The sequence below is a fragment of the Gottfriedia sp. NPDC057991 genome (assembly GCF_042886615.1).
Taxonomy (GTDB): domain Bacteria; phylum Bacillota; class Bacilli; order Bacillales; family Bacillaceae_G; genus Gottfriedia.
Genome location: NZ_JBHVQN010000004.1, coordinates 240,717 through 258,705, shown reverse-complemented (window position 1 = coordinate 258,705; position 17,989 = coordinate 240,717). Strand labels below are relative to the sequence as shown.

General features: G+C 32.0%; 13 protein-coding genes. 8 read left to right on the top strand and 5 right to left on the bottom strand.

The genetic code is table 11. The features are described 5' to 3' along the window. Positions 1–61: 61 nt before the first annotated feature. From ACFVR2_RS15520 to galU, 5 genes are all read left to right on the top strand, one after another. Complete coding sequence (locus tag ACFVR2_RS15520; RefSeq protein ID WP_098860972.1) at positions 62–478, top strand: hypothetical protein; 417 nt, start codon at positions 62–64, stop codon at positions 476–478. A 10-nt stretch (positions 479–488) separates the two neighbouring features. Then, positions 489–2,603, top strand: a complete 2,115-nt coding sequence (locus ACFVR2_RS15515) for a CgeB family protein (RefSeq protein WP_387363319.1) — start codon at positions 489–491, stop codon at positions 2,601–2,603. A gap of 12 nt (positions 2,604–2,615) precedes the next feature. Beyond that, positions 2,616–3,599 (top strand): glycosyltransferase, encoded by a 984-nt coding sequence (locus ACFVR2_RS15510; protein WP_387363316.1) that lies wholly within the window; start codon positions 2,616–2,618, stop codon positions 3,597–3,599. Positions 3,600–3,934: 335 nt separating this feature from the next. After that, positions 3,935–5,038 carry a non-hydrolyzing UDP-N-acetylglucosamine 2-epimerase gene (gene wecB, locus ACFVR2_RS15505; RefSeq protein ID WP_387363872.1) on the top strand — a complete coding sequence of 368 codons (1,104 nt, stop codon included), beginning with the start codon at positions 3,935–3,937 and terminating at the stop codon, positions 5,036–5,038. A 184-nt stretch (positions 5,039–5,222) separates the two neighbouring features. After that, positions 5,223–6,101, top strand: a complete 879-nt coding sequence (gene galU, locus ACFVR2_RS15500) for a UTP--glucose-1-phosphate uridylyltransferase GalU (protein ID WP_387363313.1) — start codon at positions 5,223–5,225, stop codon at positions 6,099–6,101. A gap of 99 nt (positions 6,102–6,200) precedes the next feature. Here galU and ACFVR2_RS15495 read toward each other — a convergent pair whose 3' ends face one another. The 5 genes from ACFVR2_RS15495 to ACFVR2_RS15475 form a co-directional block, all read right to left on the bottom strand. After that, entirely contained in the window at positions 6,201–7,145 is a 945-nt protein-coding gene (locus ACFVR2_RS15495; protein WP_387363310.1) for a GDP-mannose 4,6-dehydratase, read from the bottom strand. Positions 7,146–7,274: 129 nt separating this feature from the next. After that, the gene (locus ACFVR2_RS15490) at positions 7,275–9,587 is read right to left on the bottom strand and encodes a bifunctional glycosyltransferase/CDP-glycerol:glycerophosphate glycerophosphotransferase (protein ID WP_387363307.1); all 2,313 of its coding nucleotides are present in this window, start codon (positions 9,585–9,587) and stop codon (positions 7,275–7,277) included. Positions 9,588–9,761: 174 nt separating this feature from the next. Next, positions 9,762–12,074 (bottom strand): bifunctional glycosyltransferase/CDP-glycerol:glycerophosphate glycerophosphotransferase, encoded by a 2,313-nt coding sequence (locus ACFVR2_RS15485; protein ID WP_387363304.1) that lies wholly within the window; start codon positions 12,072–12,074, stop codon positions 9,762–9,764. 89 nt (positions 12,075–12,163) lie between these two features. Beyond that, positions 12,164–13,189 (bottom strand): ribitol-5-phosphate dehydrogenase, encoded by a 1,026-nt coding sequence (locus tag ACFVR2_RS15480; protein WP_387363301.1) that lies wholly within the window; start codon positions 13,187–13,189, stop codon positions 12,164–12,166. After that, the gene (locus tag ACFVR2_RS15475) at positions 13,186–13,902 is read right to left on the bottom strand and encodes an IspD/TarI family cytidylyltransferase (RefSeq protein ID WP_387363298.1); all 717 of its coding nucleotides are present in this window, start codon (positions 13,900–13,902) and stop codon (positions 13,186–13,188) included. The genes ACFVR2_RS15480 and ACFVR2_RS15475 overlap by 4 nt, the downstream gene beginning before the upstream one ends. A gap of 302 nt (positions 13,903–14,204) precedes the next feature. On the opposite strand from ACFVR2_RS15475, the gene ACFVR2_RS15470 reads away from it, so the two are divergent. The 3 genes from ACFVR2_RS15470 to ACFVR2_RS15460 all read left to right on the top strand — a co-directional run bounded on the left by ACFVR2_RS15470 (position 14,205) and on the right by ACFVR2_RS15460 (position 17,906). Next, positions 14,205–15,419: a glycosyltransferase family 4 protein gene (locus tag ACFVR2_RS15470; protein WP_387363295.1), complete on the top strand. Its 1,215-nt coding sequence runs from the start codon at positions 14,205–14,207 to the stop codon at positions 15,417–15,419. After that, the gene (locus ACFVR2_RS15465) at positions 15,412–16,734 is read left to right on the top strand and encodes a glycosyltransferase (protein WP_387363292.1); all 1,323 of its coding nucleotides are present in this window, start codon (positions 15,412–15,414) and stop codon (positions 16,732–16,734) included. The genes ACFVR2_RS15470 and ACFVR2_RS15465 overlap by 8 nt, the downstream gene beginning before the upstream one ends. A 101-nt stretch (positions 16,735–16,835) precedes the next feature. Then, positions 16,836–17,906, top strand: a complete 1,071-nt coding sequence (locus tag ACFVR2_RS15460; protein ID WP_387363289.1) for a glycosyltransferase family 2 protein — start codon at positions 16,836–16,838, stop codon at positions 17,904–17,906. Positions 17,907–17,989 lie beyond the last annotated feature (83 nt).

The window sequence follows — 17,989 nt, the reverse complement described above, 5'->3', positions numbered from 1 at the left end:
TTTTTTAATAAACACGTCTTACTTGGATACGGTGTTTATCTTATTGTTCTGGAGGTTTGAAATGAAGAATAGTGAATTATTGAATAGTAGTCATGTTGATTCAACAACTGTAAATTTTAAACCGAGTTTAATAGAGGTTTCGACTGAGGATTTCGATGCTAATATTCTACGGAAAAATGAATTGTTAATGAAAGAAAATGAATTCCTTTCTAATAAGGTGATGGAATTAGAAAAAAGAATGGAAGAGCAATTATTTCGCCAGTTGGATTTAATTGTAGAGCATGAGGAATTTATGATGGGACTCGATGATTATGTTCTTGTAAACGAAGTAAAGCAGTCATTTGGTTCGTATGAATATGAAAAGTTGCAAGAAGAATATCAAAAGCTGCAATTAAATTATGAAACGTTTAGGAATTCAAAGTTTGGAAAATTAGCAAGGAAGTATTGGAAGATCTTGAAGTATTTAAAAAGAAAATGAGGGGTCATTTATGTTAAAAGAATTAATCGAAAAACAAATAACTAAATTACGTAATGAAAAATATGACACAAAAATGATGCTGCAAGAATTAATGAATGTGGATGAACCCTTTTATTTTCAAAACCATGAGTTACTTCTATTTTCAGCTGATGATTTTACAGTTAGTAAAGGTATCCAAAAGTTTCAGAAGGAAAAGAAAACGCTATTTCATAACAAACTAATAAAGCAGACTGCGGTCATTGATTATAAAGACGAAAAAAAATTAATGGAACTACTTTTTAATGAAGGAAGAAGTCAGTTATTTACTAAATTTGGGATCACAGGATTTGTCAGTGGTAAGTGTGAGGTAGTTTGTGAATTACGATTGATCGATCATGAGAATAACGCAAGTACAATCAGTTTTCATATGGACGAGTTAGTTAATCTATCTCAATTTAATCAAAATGAGATACAATCGGCTTCTTTTTCGATTTACATGACAGGCGCTGCTACTCTCCATTTATTCCATGCTAAATTAATGGGTTCATATAAAAATAATACAATAGACAATAGCCATTTGAAGAAACAAAAGAAAGAAATTAAGGACTTTCGAGTTGGTTTTATTGCCGACGAATTTACGACACGATGTTTCGATTATGAGTTTCAACTTGTAAAAATCACGCCAGAGAATTGGTTAACTGAGTTTAAAAAACATCGAATTGATTTATTCTTTTGCGAGTCTGCATGGCTTGGAAACGATGGAGCTTGGAAGGATAAAATCGGTACGAAAAATCACAGAAATCATACGAAACTATTAAAACTAGTTTATTGGTGTAAAGAACACAATATCCCGACCGTCTTTTGGAATAAAGAAGATCCATTTCATTACCAAGCTTTTATTGATACAGCTAAGCATTTTGATTATGTATGCACGACTGATTTTGAATCAGTTCAGAACTATGTGGATGAAGGCTGTGAAAATGTTTATTGCTTACCTTTTGCAGCTCAACCGAAAATTCACAATCCAATTGAATATATTCCACGTAAAGAGAAAGTAGTTTTTGCTGGAGCTTATTATGGTAAAAAGTTTCCTGAGCGTACGAGTGCGATGGAGAAGCTAGTAAATTCTTCGAAGGAATACGGATTGGATATATATGACCGAAACTATCATAATCCAACAAGTCCTAATCAATTTCCGGATGAGTATAAACCATTTATTGTTGGAAACTTAAAACAAAATGAAATCGATCTTGCGTATAAAGGATATAAAGTAGCACTAAATGTAAATAGTATTACGAAATCTCCGACAATGTTTGCCCGGAGAGTATTTGAGTTATTGGCAAGTAATACGCCGATTATTAGTTCCCATTCAGAGGGGATTCATCGAATGTTTGGAGACATTGTAACAGCTACAGACGATGAAAAACTAATGAAACAACGACTTTCAAACTATTATTCAGATGAGACTTTTTATAAAAAAAATCGTTTACTCACATTGCGAAAAGTATTAGAAGAACACACTTATACGAATCGAGTGGAAGATTTATTCAACATTATTAATCTGCCATACGAAAAATATGAAGAAACTGCTACGTTAGTTGGTGTTGTTCGAAGTAAGGCCGACTATGAAAAGTTAATCGCGATTTACAATAGACAAGGAATCAAACAAAAAAAGCTAGTGATCTTACTCGATTTGTTTGACGGCTATTTAGACATTTTTAATCAAAACAATCATGGGGAAGTAAAAACCTACCTAATTGATTACTGCCATCATTACTTTAGCTTGAATGATCTCGTTGATTCGAATTATATTGCTCCAATCAATCTAGACCATTATTATGGAGAGAATTATTTAAGAGACTTGATGTTAGCTACTAAGTATACGAATGATACGATTATTGCAAAAGGGAATGGAAATAGCTATAACTACGTAAACGATTGCCATATTGACGAAGCATTAATTTGCAAAAAAGCGACTAGATTTCTTCATCCAAATGAATTTATTAAGCTTTTAGATGATAAATCATCAATTGGACACTTCTCAAAAGCTGGCGTTCAATTTTTTGAAATTGATGAGTTTAATTTTTATCGAGATGCCTATGAACAAGCCATTAGCCGAGACAAAATTGAGAGAATTTTAGTATAAGGAGCTGTTTTTATGAAACTGGCGATTATAGGGCATGATTTAAAATTTATAAACGATGCCATTAAGAGGTTTGAAGCTAGAGATGACATTGAAATAAAAATTGATTTATGGGAAGGTCATACAATTCATCAAGTTGGAAAAAGCTTAGAGGTCGTTAATTGGGCTGATGTTCTTTTTTGCGAGTGGGGACTTGGAAATGTGATTTGGTATCAGGAGCATAAAAAAGATCATCAAGTATTAATTGTTAGAATGCACCGTTTTGAAATGAATACCCCTTTTCCAGAGCAATTTGATTTTACGAAAATTGATAAGATTATTGCGATTTCTTCTTATATATATGAGGAATTTCATCGGGTTGCAAGGATTCCTAGAGAAAAGATGATTGTCATTCAAAATGGTGTTGATGTAGATAAATTCCATTTGCCTAAGCAGTATGATGCAGATTTTCGAATTGGATTACTTGGTTATGTACCAAAGTTAAAACGGTTAGATCGAGCGCTTGAGATATTTGAAAAGTTATACGAAAAAGACAGCCGATATACTCTTTCGATAAAAGGAAAGCATCCGAAAGAGTTTCCGTGGGTATGGAATAATCAACAAGAACAGGATTATTATACAAGTTTATTCCGAAAAATTGAGAAATCCCACTATCGTAATCAAGTTCAGTTTGAAGAGTGGGGAGATTCAGCGGAGTGGCTCGAGTCGATTGGTTTTGTCTTATCCGTTAGCGATTATGAAAGTTTTCACTTAGCACCAGTTGAAGGGATGGCCTCTTGCGCTATGCCAATTGTTTTAAATCGTGAAGGAGCTCGAACGATATTCCCTGATGAGTATATTTTTGAATCACTCGATCAAGCAGCGCAGTACATTGCGGATAGTAGAAAAGGATCTAGGAAAGAACTAGTTGAATTTGTGAAGGAAAATTACTGTATGGATAAAATGTGTTCAGAGATTTTGAGTCTAATTGATGAGTTACAAGTAAAATTAGTTCATTAAGTATTTCGGAGAGCACAGTGAATTCTTGAGTAGAAGGAACTGTGCTTTTTTCTTCTATTATTATTCACATCAAGTATGAATGATTTCAAAATGTGGGAAACTAAGTGTATAAGACTTTGTCGTAAGTGATGAATAATCGAATAATTACTAGGTAAAGAACTTATTAGGGATTAAGACGATCAACTTTTGCAATTAATCATGTAAATAGAGGAATAAACGGTATTTTTTATGGTAAAAAATGTCTTTATTTCCTTAGTTAAGATACAATAGATAGATACATATTTCAATAAGCCGAATTGTTTTTGAAAGGGGAAAGAATTTTGACTGTTAAAGTAATGACAATTTTTGGAACAAGACCAGAAGCGATTAAGATGGCGCCACTAGTGCTTGAACTAGCTAAACATCCAGATCAAATAGAATCAATTGTGACGGTTACAGCTCAGCATCGTCAAATGCTGGATCAAGTTCTCGAAATTTTTGAAATAACGCCAGATTATGATTTAAATATAATGAAGGATCGCCAAACTTTAATTGATGTAACAACTCGAGGTTTGGAAGGTTTAAATAAGATAATGCAAGAAGTAAAGCCGGACATTGTATTAGTTCATGGTGATACGACAACTACTTTTATTGCTAGTCTTGCAGCTTTTTATAATCAAATTGCAATTGGGCATGTTGAAGCCGGTTTACGTACTTGGGACAAGTATTCACCATACCCAGAAGAAATGAATCGTCAATTAACTGGTGTCATGGCGGATTTACATTTCGCACCTACTACAAAATCAGCACAAAATTTATTAGCTGAAAACAAGAAGGAAGAATCGATTTATATTACCGGTAATACTGCAATCGATGCACTTAAAACAACAGTAAAAGAAGAGTATGCTCATCCTGTTCTTGATCAAATTGGGAATGACAGATTAGTCTTAATGACTGCACATCGCCGTGAAAATTTAGGGGAACCAATGAGAAATATGTTTAAAGCGATTAAGCGCTTAGTCGAAAAACATCATGATATTCAAGTTGTGTATCCTGTACATATGAATCCTGTTGTTCGCGAAATTGCAAATGAAGTTTTAGGAAATGACACTCGAATCCATTTAATCGAACCACTAGATGTCATTGATTTCCATAACTTTGCGGCAAGATCACATTTAATCTTAACTGATTCTGGTGGTGTACAAGAAGAGGCACCTTCTTTAGGCGTACCAGTTCTTGTTTTACGCGATACGACAGAACGCCCTGAAGGAATTGACGCTGGTACATTAAAGCTTGCTGGAACTGACGAAGAAGTTATTTTCTCGTTAGCCGATGAACTGTTGTCGGATGAAGAGGCACATGCAAAAATGTCTAAAGCATCTAATCCGTATGGAGACGGCGAAGCTTCTAGAAGAATTGTTGAAGTGATTATTCAACATTTTAATAATAGAACAAAGTAATCACGTACAATGAAAGACTATCTTTGAAAACTATTCAAGGGTAGTCTTTTTAACTTTATTCATTATCAAGAACAATAGGCATTTATTCGTTTTTAAAGTAAAATAGGTTTATAGTTTTTCAATTCTAATATAATGGTTTAGCCATTCAATAAAGGGGTCTAATTAAACTCTAGGAGTGATTAATATGAAGAAAGTAAGAAAAGCGATTATTCCAGCTGCGGGCCTTGGTACGCGATTTTTACCTGCAACAAAAGCAATGCCGAAAGAAATGTTACCGATCGTAGATAAGCCAACTATTCAATACATTGTTGAAGAAGCGATTGAATCGGGTATTGAAGACATTATCATTGTAACCGGTAAAGGAAAGCGTGCGATTGAAGATCATTTTGATCGAGCATTTGAGTTAGAACAAACTTTATATGAGAAAGAAAAGTACTCTCTTTTAGAAGAAGTAAAAATCCCTTCAAATATTGAGATTCATTATATACGTCAAAAGGAACCAAGAGGATTAGGTCACGCAGTTTGGTGTGCACGTAATTTTATTGGAGATGAACCATTTGCAGTTTTACTTGGTGATGATATCGTTGATGGAGAAATTCCAGCTTTAAAACAATTAATTGATCAATACAATACAACCTATTCATCGGTCATTGGTGTTCAATCTGTAGCTAGTGAAGAGACTCATCGATACGGTATAGTTGACCCATTATTACAAAATGGTAGGAGATACGAAGTAAAGAATTTTGTTGAAAAACCAGCTCCTGGAACAATTGATTCGAATTTAGCCATTTTGGGTAGATATGTACTGACACCAGAAATTTTTATGTTCTTAGAAGAACAAAATATTGGTACTGGCGGAGAAATTCAATTAACTGATGCAATTCAAAAATTAAATCGAATTCAACGTGTATTCGCTTATGATTTTGAAGGAACAAGATATGATGTAGGTGAAAAACTAGGATTTATAAAAACAAACATTGAATTTGCTTTAAAAAAAGAAGAAATAAGAGAAGACTTGATTCAATATTTAAAAAAGATTCTTTCAGAAGAAGTTCAGCTTTAGTCATTACAAATAAAAACGACTAAACCTTTTGTTACCCTGTAATTTACAGTAAAACAAAGTTTAGTCGTTTTTGTTTTCGAAATGGTTTAAATTACATAATCAGTCAACATCCTTATTAGCTTGTTGAATATAATAGTTCAATGTTTTTTCAAGTCCTTCATACAAAGTGTAGGCAGGTTGCCAATTTAATAATGAGTGTATTTTTTCATTTGTTAAATAGCTATCACGAATATCACCACTACGTTCATCTTCGTATTGAACTTCAATTTTTCGGTTAAGAATTTGTTCAGTAACTTCTAATAATGTATTTAAAGATGTTTTTATGTTTGTACCAACATTACATACATCATTTGCTGGTTTTTCTCCTGCATTGAAGTTTGCTGAAGCAATATCTTCTACGTAGATATAATCTCTAGTTTGCTCGCCGTCTCCGAAAACCGTAAAAGTAGAATTTGATAAGATTTTATCCATAAGAATACTAATAACTCCGCCTTCACCTTTTGGATCTTGGCCAATACCATATACATTGGCATATCTAAAAATAGTAAAAGGGATTTCATATAGTTGATGGTATACATTTATGTAATATTCAGGTGTTAATTTTGAAATGCCATAAAAAGAAATAGGGTGTTTTTGATGGTTCTCATCCACTCCTAAATAGACCGGATTACCATAAACTGCTGCAGAAGAAGCATAGACAAGCGTTACTTCTTTTTCTTCTTTTAATTTGCGTACAGCCTCTAATAAGTTGAGCGTCCCTAAAATATTAATTTTTGCGTCTTCTAAAGGATTTTGGATTGAAAATTGAATATCGATTTGTGCCGCGTGATGATTGATGATATCTGGTTTTTCTTTTAGCACAATATCAATAAATTTAGAATTACAAATACTTTCTTCGTAAAAAGTAACATTTGGTGGAAGAGTAGCTATGTTTCCACTTGAAAGATCATCTACAACTACAACTTGGTAACCTTTGTCTACATACATTTTTACAAGATTTGAACCAATAAAACCAGCACCGCCTGTAATTAAGATCTTTTTCATAAAACTTCTCCTTAAATAATGTACTAGCAATCATAGATTTCTTTATATATTAACTAAAATTATGATATTAATTTTACCATAGGAATACAAACTAGACCATGTAAAACAACTAGTACGGTCGTGCTTTCATTATTTAATTAAAGCTTGAATTAATCTTTTAGCTGATTGACCGTCTTGATATTTATTAAATCGGTGACTAAACTCAGCTACTTTTTGAAGGTCGTAGTTATCTTCTTTTATAATGTTAATGATTTCATCTGTTGTTCTGACAATCGGTCCTGGAACAAACTCATCATAATCATAGAAAAAGCTTCTTTCATCTAAATATTCTTCTAGGTCATATGCATAAAAGATCATTGGCCGTTCCAAAATCGCATACTCAAATACAAGTGATGAATAATCACTGATTAGTATATCTGTAAGATAAAGTACTTCATTCATATCATGATTGCCTAAATCAATAACAAAATCTTTTGCTTCTTGTGGAATGACAATCCCTTTTTTTACGGCTGGATGTAGTTTAAGGACTAGTACAAACTCATCTTGGAGTTTATTGGCCATTTGGATTAGATCTAATTGTAAATTAAAATTCTTTCGCTCTTTAGGGCTACCTCTAAATGTAGGGGCATAAGTAATAATTTTTTTGCCTTTCAACATTGGATACTTATTAAAATATTGCCTTTTTACGGACTCTAGCATTTCGTCATTATAGAAAAAGTCAGTTCTAGGTAATCCTAAAGCTAAAACCCTTGATTCAGGAACGTTAAATGCCTCTGCATAAAAAGGAATAATCTCATCGCAAGAAACAACAACATTTGAATAAGAAGTATGTGCTTTAATTTCAAAATCCTTACTATTACTATCTTTATAGCCTACTGCGCTAAGTCCAAATTTTTTGAAGGCTCCACATGCATGCCATACTTGAATGACTTTCGTATCTTTTCGTAAATTTACATTATAAAGAGGTCTGTGATAATCATTTAGTATGACATATTTAGCGCGTCCAAAATCATAATACATTTTACATAACTCAGAGAAATTACGTTTTCTAATAAAATAGCCAATAATTTTGTACTCTGGTTTTGTTTTAATCAGTTCTTCGTATATAAAATAATAAGAGTCTTGAAGTCCAGTTGATTTATTCGAAGCAAAAATAATCTCATTTTTCATTGGGAGCATTTTTGCAAAATTTAAGACAACCCGTCTAGCGAAGGCACTCTTTAACCTACTAGAGAATTTGTTTTTTCTTTTTTTATTTGCTTTCATTCTGACCAGGCTATTAATAGGAGATAAGCTATTTTTCCTGACGGCCTCCAAACATGAATTAACCTCTAGTTTAAATTTAGAAGTTATTAATTGATGAGCCATTTCTGGATTTAATCGTGCTTCCCAAACTTTTAGTAGGTCTAGATGTATTCGTTTAGCTTCTGGACTCATAAAATGATAACGATTAACGATTTCATAGGATAGAATCCGAGGGATCGCTGGGATTTTGTTATAAAGATTAATATCAATTTTACTAACAAATTCCCAAAGTAGTTTTAAACTCTCAACCTGGGTCTCTGTCTCCATACTTCGAATAGCACTGTTAACTGCCGGCCATATATCTGCCATTACGATTCTTTGGTAGTAATGAGCTTTTATTTGATTGCGTTCAAATTTGTTTACTATGTATTGATCCCAAAGAGGATCGGAAACTGATAGACTCTTTAAGATATCATTTAAGACTTTAACAGAATTAACTCTGACAATTTGAGATAAAGAAATATTATCTTCATCTTCTCTAGAGCGATAGTAATAAATAACTTTATCAACGGTGAAAATTTTATTGGCCTTTAAGTATGCTTCGATTATAAAAGGGTGGTCCTCGGTTACTTTAATATTTTTAGGGAAATTGATATTTTTGACGTGGGTAGCTTTAAATAGTTTATTACATGGTCCAAGAGAATAGAGTAGTCCAGGGGTTGAGATTAATGATTTTTCTCCAGGTATATTCACTCCATTACTAACATGACTGCCAATAAACCATTTTTGAGTACTATTAAAGCTTAAACTTTGCCCAGTAACAACATCTGCATTTTCATCAAGTGCTGCTTGGTACATTGCTTCGATTGCATCGTGAGGCAATAAATCATCGGAATCGACAAAGCCGATATACTCACCTCTAGCAATCTTCATTCCATTATTTCTAGCTATACCAGGTCCGCTATTATCTTGAATACCTAATACAATATTAGGATAATCTTTTGCATATTGTTTTATTAATTCAACACTTTGATCACTTGAACCATCGTCTATAAATATAATTTCTATATTTTTAAGTGATTGATTAACCAAGGATGAACAGGTTACTTCAATATATTCCTCTACATTATATACAGGGATGATTAAACTAACTTTAACGTCCTTTAAATCAGGGTTGATTATTAATTCAAAACTCATCAATTTTTCCTCATTTCAAACGATTAAATAAAAGTTTATTTATTATTTAAAAGTAATTTTGTCAAAAATATTGGAAATTATTCCTTCTTAAAGGATTTATGAATAGGTTAGTCAAAGAAAAGGCAAGTAAACAGATAAATCCACGGATTTAAATGCTTACTTGCCTTTAAAAAATTATTTAATTAGCGTTTCTACGAATCTTTCTGAAGCTCGTCCATCAGCTATTTCATTAAAACGTTGGTTGAATTCTTTCACTTTATTTAAATCAAACTGATCTTCTTGGATTAAATCGATAATCTCATTTGTCGTTGAAGTAATTGGACCTGGTACAAAATCATGATAATCATAGAAGAAACTTCTTTCTTTCATATATTTCTCATAATCATATGCAAAGAAAATAACAGGTCTTTCAAGTAATGTATACTCAAATAATAAAGAAGAATAGTCACTGATTAAAATATCTGTCATTAATAATACTTCATTAATATTCTCATTACCTAAATTCAATACAAAATCACGAGCAGATTCAGGGATTTTTACATTATTCGTAACTGCCGGATGCAATTTTAGTACAAGTACATAATCTTCCCCTAATTTTTCTTGCATTGAAGCTAAATCAAGCTCCAAATGAAACGTTTTTCGATCTCTTGGGTTTCCACGGAATGTTGGAGCATAAGTAATAATTTTTTTATCTTGTAATTTTGGAAACCTATTTAGGAATTTTCTACGAACATAATCCTTCGTTTCATCGTCAAAGAAAAGGTCAGTTCTAGGTAGTCCTAAAGGTAAAACATTATTTTGATCAATATTAAATGCCTCAGCGTAATGAGGTACAACTTCATTCGTTGAAACAACAACTTTTGTATAAGGTTTATGAGCATTTGTTTCAAATTGCTTTGGATTACTATCTGCAAAACCTACTGCACTATGTCCAAACTTTTTAAATGCACCACAAGCATGCCACATTTGAATAACTTCTGTTTCTTTTCTAAAATTCATTTTATAAATTTGGCGGTGATAGTCGTTTAGAACAATATATTTAGCACGGCCAAATTGGTAGTATGTTTTACATAAATCAGAGAACTCACGTTTCTTAAAGAAGTCATCAACTACTTTATATTGTGGGCGTTTCGTTCTAATTTGTTCGTAAATAAAAGGATATGAATCATCAAGACCTTTAGATTTATTTGATGCAAAAACAATTGTATTATCTGCAGGTAGTAAACTAGCAAACTTAAAAACTACTCGACGAGCAAAGGCACTCTTAAAGCGACTCTTAATTTTATTAATACGTTTTCGGCGATTTCTTTTGCTAATATGACTCTGAATTGGTTTGATTGAATCTTTTTGTAATGCTTTTAAACACAACTGTGTATCAAATTTTCTATTAGAGTTTTTCAAAGTATGCATTGTACCTGGGTTACTAAGTTTTACCCATTCTTTTAACCAGTTTAAATGCAATTCCTTTGCCTTTTGTGATAATAAACCATAATGAGGAACCAACTCGTATGATGTGATTCTAGTTAAAGCAGGTACTTTATTATATAATTTAAAGTCAATTGTCTTAAGCCAATCATAAATTAATTGAAATGCTTCTTCTTGGATTGAAGCGTCTTTTGAACGAACCGCGCTCATAATAGCAGGCCATAGATCAGCTGTAACGATACGATGGTAATAAACACCCATCACATCTAAACGCTCTAGCTCGTTCGGTAATAAATTATTCCATAATTGATTTGAATAACTCAAACTTTTTAAGATATCACGTAAAACTTTAACAGAATCTACTCGTACTACTTGTGAAAGAGAAAGGTTTGATTCTTCTTCACGATTACGGTAATGATAGATCACTTTATCAACTGTAAAAATTTTATTTGCTTTTAAATAAGCTTCAATGATGAACGGGTGGTCTTCCGTTACTCTAATATCAGTTGGGAATGACATACCTTTAATTAGACTAGATTTAAACATTTTGTTACAAGGACCTAATGAATATAATAGTCCTTTATTTGCAACAAGCGATTTAGTACCAGGCGTATATACACCATTGTTGACATGACTAGCAATATACCAAGAACGAGTACTATTAAAGCTTAGAGAAGCTCCTGTAACTACTTCGGCATCCTCAGTTTTTGCTGCTAGATACATAGTTTCTAAAGCATCCACAGGTAATAAATCATCTGAATCGACAAAACTAATGTATTCACCTTTAGCCAAAGTTAATCCATTATTTCTTGCAACACCTGGACCAGCGTTTTTCTGTATAGCATATAGTATATTTGGATATAAGTTTAAAAGGTCATTGATAATGTTTGGTGTATTATCAGTCGAACCATCATCAACTAATATAATTTCAATTGGACTTAATGTTTGTTTGGCAAGTGATTCAATTGTCTCTTTAATATAATTTTCTACATTATATACAGGAATAATGATACTAACCTTAGGTTGATCTATATTAGATGGTCTTACTACTTCAAAATTCATTTTAGGTAATTTCTCCTCATTATTAAAATAGTTTATGAGTTATATGATTAACATAAAAAAGAGGAGAGCAGTATCCCCTCTAATTTATATTATATTTTCCATTCCATAACTGATTTTCCCCAGTTAGTTGTTAAATCACGTTCGAATGCATTATGAATATCATCGATACTACGAATTTGATTTACATCTCCAATTAGAGTCTCTAAATATTCGACTACTTCAGGGTACTCATGAAGGAAGTTAACAGTTTCAACGAAGTCAGAGCGTCCGCTACGACTACTACCTATTAAAGTAATTCCTCTTTCAAGGATCATTCGCGTATTGATTTCAACAGGATACTCAGATACGCCAAGTAATGGAATCGAGCCTTCAGGCTGAATGTGTTTAATGATTTGTTCTACAGCATATTGACTACCAATACCGCCTACACATTCAAAAGCATGGTCGACTGTTACATCTTCAGGAACTTCATCAATTTGATACGTTTCATCTGCAAATGAGAAGTAGCTTAATTTTGAATGGTTTTTACCAAATACATATACTTTACTTTCTGGATAACGCTTTTTCAGGATCAGAGCAGTTATAAATCCTAAGTTTCCATCACCCCAAACGCCTAAAACATCACGACGTTTATGTGCACGTTCTTCAAAGCGGACAACTGCATGCATACTTACACTGATTAACTCAGAGAAAGCTGCAACCTGCAAGTTTATATCTTCTGATAATCCTACTACACGGTCTCTTTCAAGAAATACATAATCTTGCATGAAACCATCATAGCCACTTGAGCGAAACTTACTCGTTTTTAAATAGTTTTCAGCAATTACATCATCAACTTGAGTAGGTGTATTTGGAATCATCACGACATGAGAGCCTATTTTGAAATCACCTTTTGGATCATAAACAACTTTTCCGACACCTTCATGGATCAGTGCCATTGGTAATTTTTTTGCCATCGCTTCTTTGCCACGAGTACCAGTATAGTATCGTTGATCAGCAGCACAGATTGACAAATGTGTTGGACGTACAACGATATAGTCACCTTCAAGAGACTGTTCTTTATAAGTGATCTCAATTTGTTTTGTTGAAACTAAACGATAGATTTGATTAATCATTTTGTTGTCACCTGATCCTTTAAAAGTGCATTTGCTACTTTTAAGTCATACGGAGTCGTAATTTTCATATTAAAAACTTCACCTTTAACTAGCTTTACGTCTACACCTTTAAGAAGACAAATTTTACAAGCATCAGTTAAGATTGATTTTTGTTCTGAATCTAATTCAGAATAGTGTTTTGTAAGTAGATTAATATTAAAACTCTGAGGAGTTTGGCCTTGATACATTGTATTTCTAACTGGGATATCAGTAATCGTATCGTGATTAGAAGATTGAATGATTGTATCAACAGCCTCAATAACAGTATCAACAGCTCCATATTTTAGAGCAGCATCAATATTTTCCTCTATAATTCGATGTGTTAAAAACGGTCTAACAGCATCATGCGTTACGATAATATCTTCATCAGTAATTTCAAAGTTTTGTTGTAAATAGCGAATACCACTCATGATTGATTCATTACGGTCGCTACCACCCTCAACAACAGTAATACGGTCATTCATACCAATATATTTTTTGATAATATCTTTTGTATGTTGAATCCATTCTTTTGGAGTTACTACTAAAATCTTTTTAAAGTCGTCATTTAAGATAAATTTTTCTATTGTATGGATAATAATTGGACGGTTATTCAGTGCTAGAAATTGCTTTGGCATACTAACATTTCCCATGCGTGTACCTTTTCCACCCGCTAATATTTCTGCATAAATCATTCATTTTCACCTGCTTTATTATTTTGGAATTAATATGTCAAGTAGGGATATTTTAATAAAATACCCAAAGTATACAAAAAAATTACATTTCGTCAATTGTTGAATTTACATAGATATAATAATATCAAATAAAAAATAATTAGTCGACATTATACTATATTATTCGATGTTATAGTACAAGTAGCTTCAAATAAAATGAATGGCTATTAGAAAAATGGTAAAAAAAGAAGGTTTATGGTAAAATATCGTATATTTTGTCAAGTTAAAATAATCATTAATTATATGCAGGAGGTAAGACATTCTTGGGGTTTCATAAAAAGAAGATTTTACTTATTTCGCAACACTTTTATCCAGAAATAGGTAGTGCAGCAAACCGTATGAAAAATATTTATATAGAATTAAAGGAAAAAGGTTTCGATGTTACAGTGCTAACATTAGAACCTAGGTATCCTAGTCGTGAACTATATGAAGATAAACAATTTTGGAATGAACCACTAATCGACGAAAAGGACGTCATTCGAATTGATCCTTCTATAAAAAAACACTCTGGTAGTATTTTAAAGAGATTATATTTATATCTAGAAGTTATGGTTCGATTTATTGGCACTATTTTTAAACAAAAGGCTGAATTTGATTATATTTTTGTGACATCTCCACCAATATTTGTAGGAGTGGCAGGTTTAATTGCTAAATGGAAGTTAAAAGCTCCATTAATTTTAGACATAAGAGATCTATGGCCAGAGTCTCTAACTGGCGTTCAAGTTTTCTCTAATCCTTTAATCTTAAAGACGGCATATAAAGTAGAAGAAATATTATATAAAAAAGCAACGAAAATCATCGTGAATAGCCGAAGTTTTATTCAATATATGACGAATAAAAATGTAAACAAGGATAAAATTACATTCCTACCTAATTCATTAACTGAAAGTGAATTAGAATATAAAGAAGGCGAAGTAGAAAAAGAAAATATAACTGTTATTTATACCGGGAATTTAGGCTTAGCACAGGATTTGCATAAGTTTATGAAAACTGCTGCAATATTAAAGGAAAATAAATCAATTAATTTTTCGATTATTGGCTATGGGAAAAATACAAATGAAGTTAAGAATTATATTGATTCGAATGGATTATCAAATGTAACACTACATACTGCAAAATCCAGAAACGAAACTTTAAAACTTGTAGCAAGTGCTGATATTGCTTATGTAAGTTTAGTAAATCAAGAGGTGTTTAAAACCGTTTTACCAGGGAAAATAATTGATTATATGTGTGTGAAGAAACCAATCATTGGTGATGTAGCAGGTTATGCAAGTGAAATTATTCATGAAGCAAACTGTGGAATGATATTGAAAGAAGATACACCTGAGGAATTGGTTGAAAATATATATAAACTTGCAAATGATCCAAATCTCCGAAAAAATTATGGGGAAAATGGCTATCAATATGCATACAAAAATCTACGTTGGAAAACGAATATTAATGTGTTATTAAAAGTGATGGAGGATATCCATGAATAAAAAGGTTTGTGCGTTTGTTTTTAATCATTTTACGAATGATGCACGTGTACTGCGTGAATGTTCTGCATTAGCAGAAGTCGGATATGATGTTGATTTAATTGCTTTACATGATGATTCAAAAGAATTGCCAAAAAGAGAACGAATGGAAGAAGGGTTTAATGTTATTCGAGTAAATAATCGTTTACCATTTGGAATCTATCATCTTGTTCATTATTGTGCAAAGATCTTTAATTTAGTAAAAAGTAGTTTATTAATGAAGCTAGTTGCTATTTTATTGATCTTACTTGGTCTATTTTTAAATGCAGTTGCAACGATTGTAATTGTAGGTGTAATCGTTCTTTTTGGTAATCGTTATATGAAAGTACTATTAACTAGAGGCTATAATATTTTACAAATGATCTATTATGGGCTTAAAAGGGATTACGATATTTATCATGCGAATGATTTAAATACTTTACCTCAAGGAATCATTTGTGCAAAAGTATTCAAAAAAAGTAAATTAGTTTATGATTCACATGAAGTTCAATCTAGTAGATCTGGTTATGAGAATCCGATTTTCGGAAAAATTGAGAAGTTTTTAATTAAATATATTGATGTGATGATTCACGAAAATAATACTAGGGCAAAATATACTCAAGATTTATATGATATTGCATATCCTGAGGTAATTCACAATTACCCATTTGTATCTAAGCCAGAAGAAAGTAAAGCGATTAATCTTCATGAAAAACTAGGAATTAGTGAAGATGAACCAATCCTTCTTTATCAAGGTGGTATTCAAAAGGGACGTGGATTAGAATTAATTGTGAAAGCTGCACCTTTATATAAAAGAGGAATCGTAGTTTTTATTGGTGATGGTAAGATCAAGCCTACACTCTTAAATTTAGTAGAAGAGTTACAGCTACAAAATCGAGTGAAATTTATTGATAAAGTACCAGTAGATGAATTACTTAATTATACAAGAAATGCTTATCTAGGGTTTCAAGTATTAAATAATATTAACTTTAATCACTATTCAGCTTCTTCGAATAAATTATTTGAATACTTGATGAGCGGTGTACCAGTTGTTGCTTGTAGCTTTCCAGAAATCCAAAAGGTAGTTGAAGGTGAATATACTGGTGTATGTGTAGACTCCCACGATCTTGATTCAATAGCTGAAGGTGTGAACTATTTATTAGATAATCCTGAAGTTCGAGACGAAATGAGCAAAAATTGTTTAAAAGCAAGACATAAATACAATTGGAATAATGAGAAGAAAGTTTTCATCGGAATTTACGAAAAAGTTTTATACGGTGAAAAGGCAATGGTAAGCTAAAGATTTTTCGATTATGTGAATATTTTAGTAGAGAAGGTAAAAAGAACTAGGGATTATGCCATATTTCTTTTTACCTTTCTATGCATAGAGAGGTAAGCTAGATGACCAATTATAAGTTAAGTGTTGTAGTCATTAACTATAACAAAGAGAAATTTATTGAGGAAAGTTTACAATCTGTCATGGATCAGTCATTAGAAGATTTTGAACTGATCGTTGTCGATGATGGTTCGACTGATAAAAGTAGCGTTTTAGCAGAAGAGTTCACAAAAAAGTATCAAAATGCAAAGTTTATTAAGCAGGAAAATAGAGGGCCAAGTGCTGCAAGAAATACAGGTTTGTCTCATGCAAGTGGTGAATATATTGCATTTTTAGATGGAGATGACATTGCTTACCCTGATGCATATGCCCAATTATATTCATTAGCAAAAAAGTATAACGCTGATACGGCAGTAGGTAATATATTATGCTTTAATGGTGAAAAAACTTGGCGTTTAAATTATATGAAAGAAATTTTCAAAGAAGGTTTACCTGAAAATAGGCAGATTCTTGAATATCCGGAGCTGCATCTTACGCCATCTGCTAGTAATAAATTATTTAAAAAAGAACTACTTGAGCGCGAGGGTATTCTATTTCATGAAGAACTTCGAGTTGGTGAAGATTTATTTTTTACGGAGAAATCATTGTTAAAATCAAACTGTACAGTTGTATGTAATGTTGATGTAATTGGATATCGAATTGAAGATCCAGAAAATAGTTTGATTAAATCTGGAACAATTCAATTTTTCAAACAATTAGTCGTGCTTCAAAAAGAGCTACGAACTTATTATGAAGAAAATGGTTTTACAAAAGATTTAATACATATTGAACGAAGACAACTTAAATTCTTTATTAACTCAATTAATATAAAGGCAAATAAACTACCAGATGATGAGAAGTTGAATCTAGCTTCTGTTGGGAATGAATTTATGAAAACAATTCGAAATGAATCGATTAAAGATGAGCTTAGTGTTGTACCAAAGTTTGTTGCCGAGACATTACGATTAAAAGATAAACGAGCTTTAAAAATTTATTTATCCTTAAAATCAAACCCTAAAATGACGAATAGTAAGTTAAGAAAAGTAGTTTATCTTCTTTCACTATTCTCTTTAAGATACAAGTTTGTTAAATCTTAGTTAATTTAATGTAAAATAGAGTCGAATCGTGAAAATTAATTGTAAGATTAATAAGATAAATAGATATTTATTGAAATATAATT

Coding starts and splice junctions, on each gene's coding strand:
- ACFVR2_RS15510 (WP_387363316.1), top strand. CDS start 2,616: ATGAAACTGGCGATTATAGGGCATGATTTAAAATTTATAAACGATGCC.
- ACFVR2_RS15475 (WP_387363298.1), bottom strand. CDS start 13,902: ATGATTTATGCAGAAATATTAGCGGGTGGAAAAGGTACACGCATGGGA.
- ACFVR2_RS15520 (WP_098860972.1), top strand. CDS start 62: ATGAAGAATAGTGAATTATTGAATAGTAGTCATGTTGATTCAACAACT.
- ACFVR2_RS15480 (WP_387363301.1), bottom strand. CDS start 13,189: ATGATTAATCAAATCTATCGTTTAGTTTCAACAAAACAAATTGAGATC.
- ACFVR2_RS15460 (WP_387363289.1), top strand. CDS start 16,836: ATGACCAATTATAAGTTAAGTGTTGTAGTCATTAACTATAACAAAGAG.
- ACFVR2_RS15465 (WP_387363292.1), top strand. CDS start 15,412: ATGAATAAAAAGGTTTGTGCGTTTGTTTTTAATCATTTTACGAATGAT.
- ACFVR2_RS15490 (WP_387363307.1), bottom strand. CDS start 9,587: ATGAGTTTTGAATTAATAATCAACCCTGATTTAAAGGACGTTAAAGTT.
- ACFVR2_RS15515 (WP_387363319.1), top strand. CDS start 489: ATGTTAAAAGAATTAATCGAAAAACAAATAACTAAATTACGTAATGAA.
- ACFVR2_RS15485 (WP_387363304.1), bottom strand. CDS start 12,074: ATGAATTTTGAAGTAGTAAGACCATCTAATATAGATCAACCTAAGGTT.
- wecB (WP_387363872.1), top strand. CDS start 3,935: ATGACAATTTTTGGAACAAGACCAGAAGCGATTAAGATGGCGCCACTA.
- galU (WP_387363313.1), top strand. CDS start 5,223: ATGAAGAAAGTAAGAAAAGCGATTATTCCAGCTGCGGGCCTTGGTACG.
- ACFVR2_RS15495 (WP_387363310.1), bottom strand. CDS start 7,145: ATGAAAAAGATCTTAATTACAGGCGGTGCTGGTTTTATTGGTTCAAAT.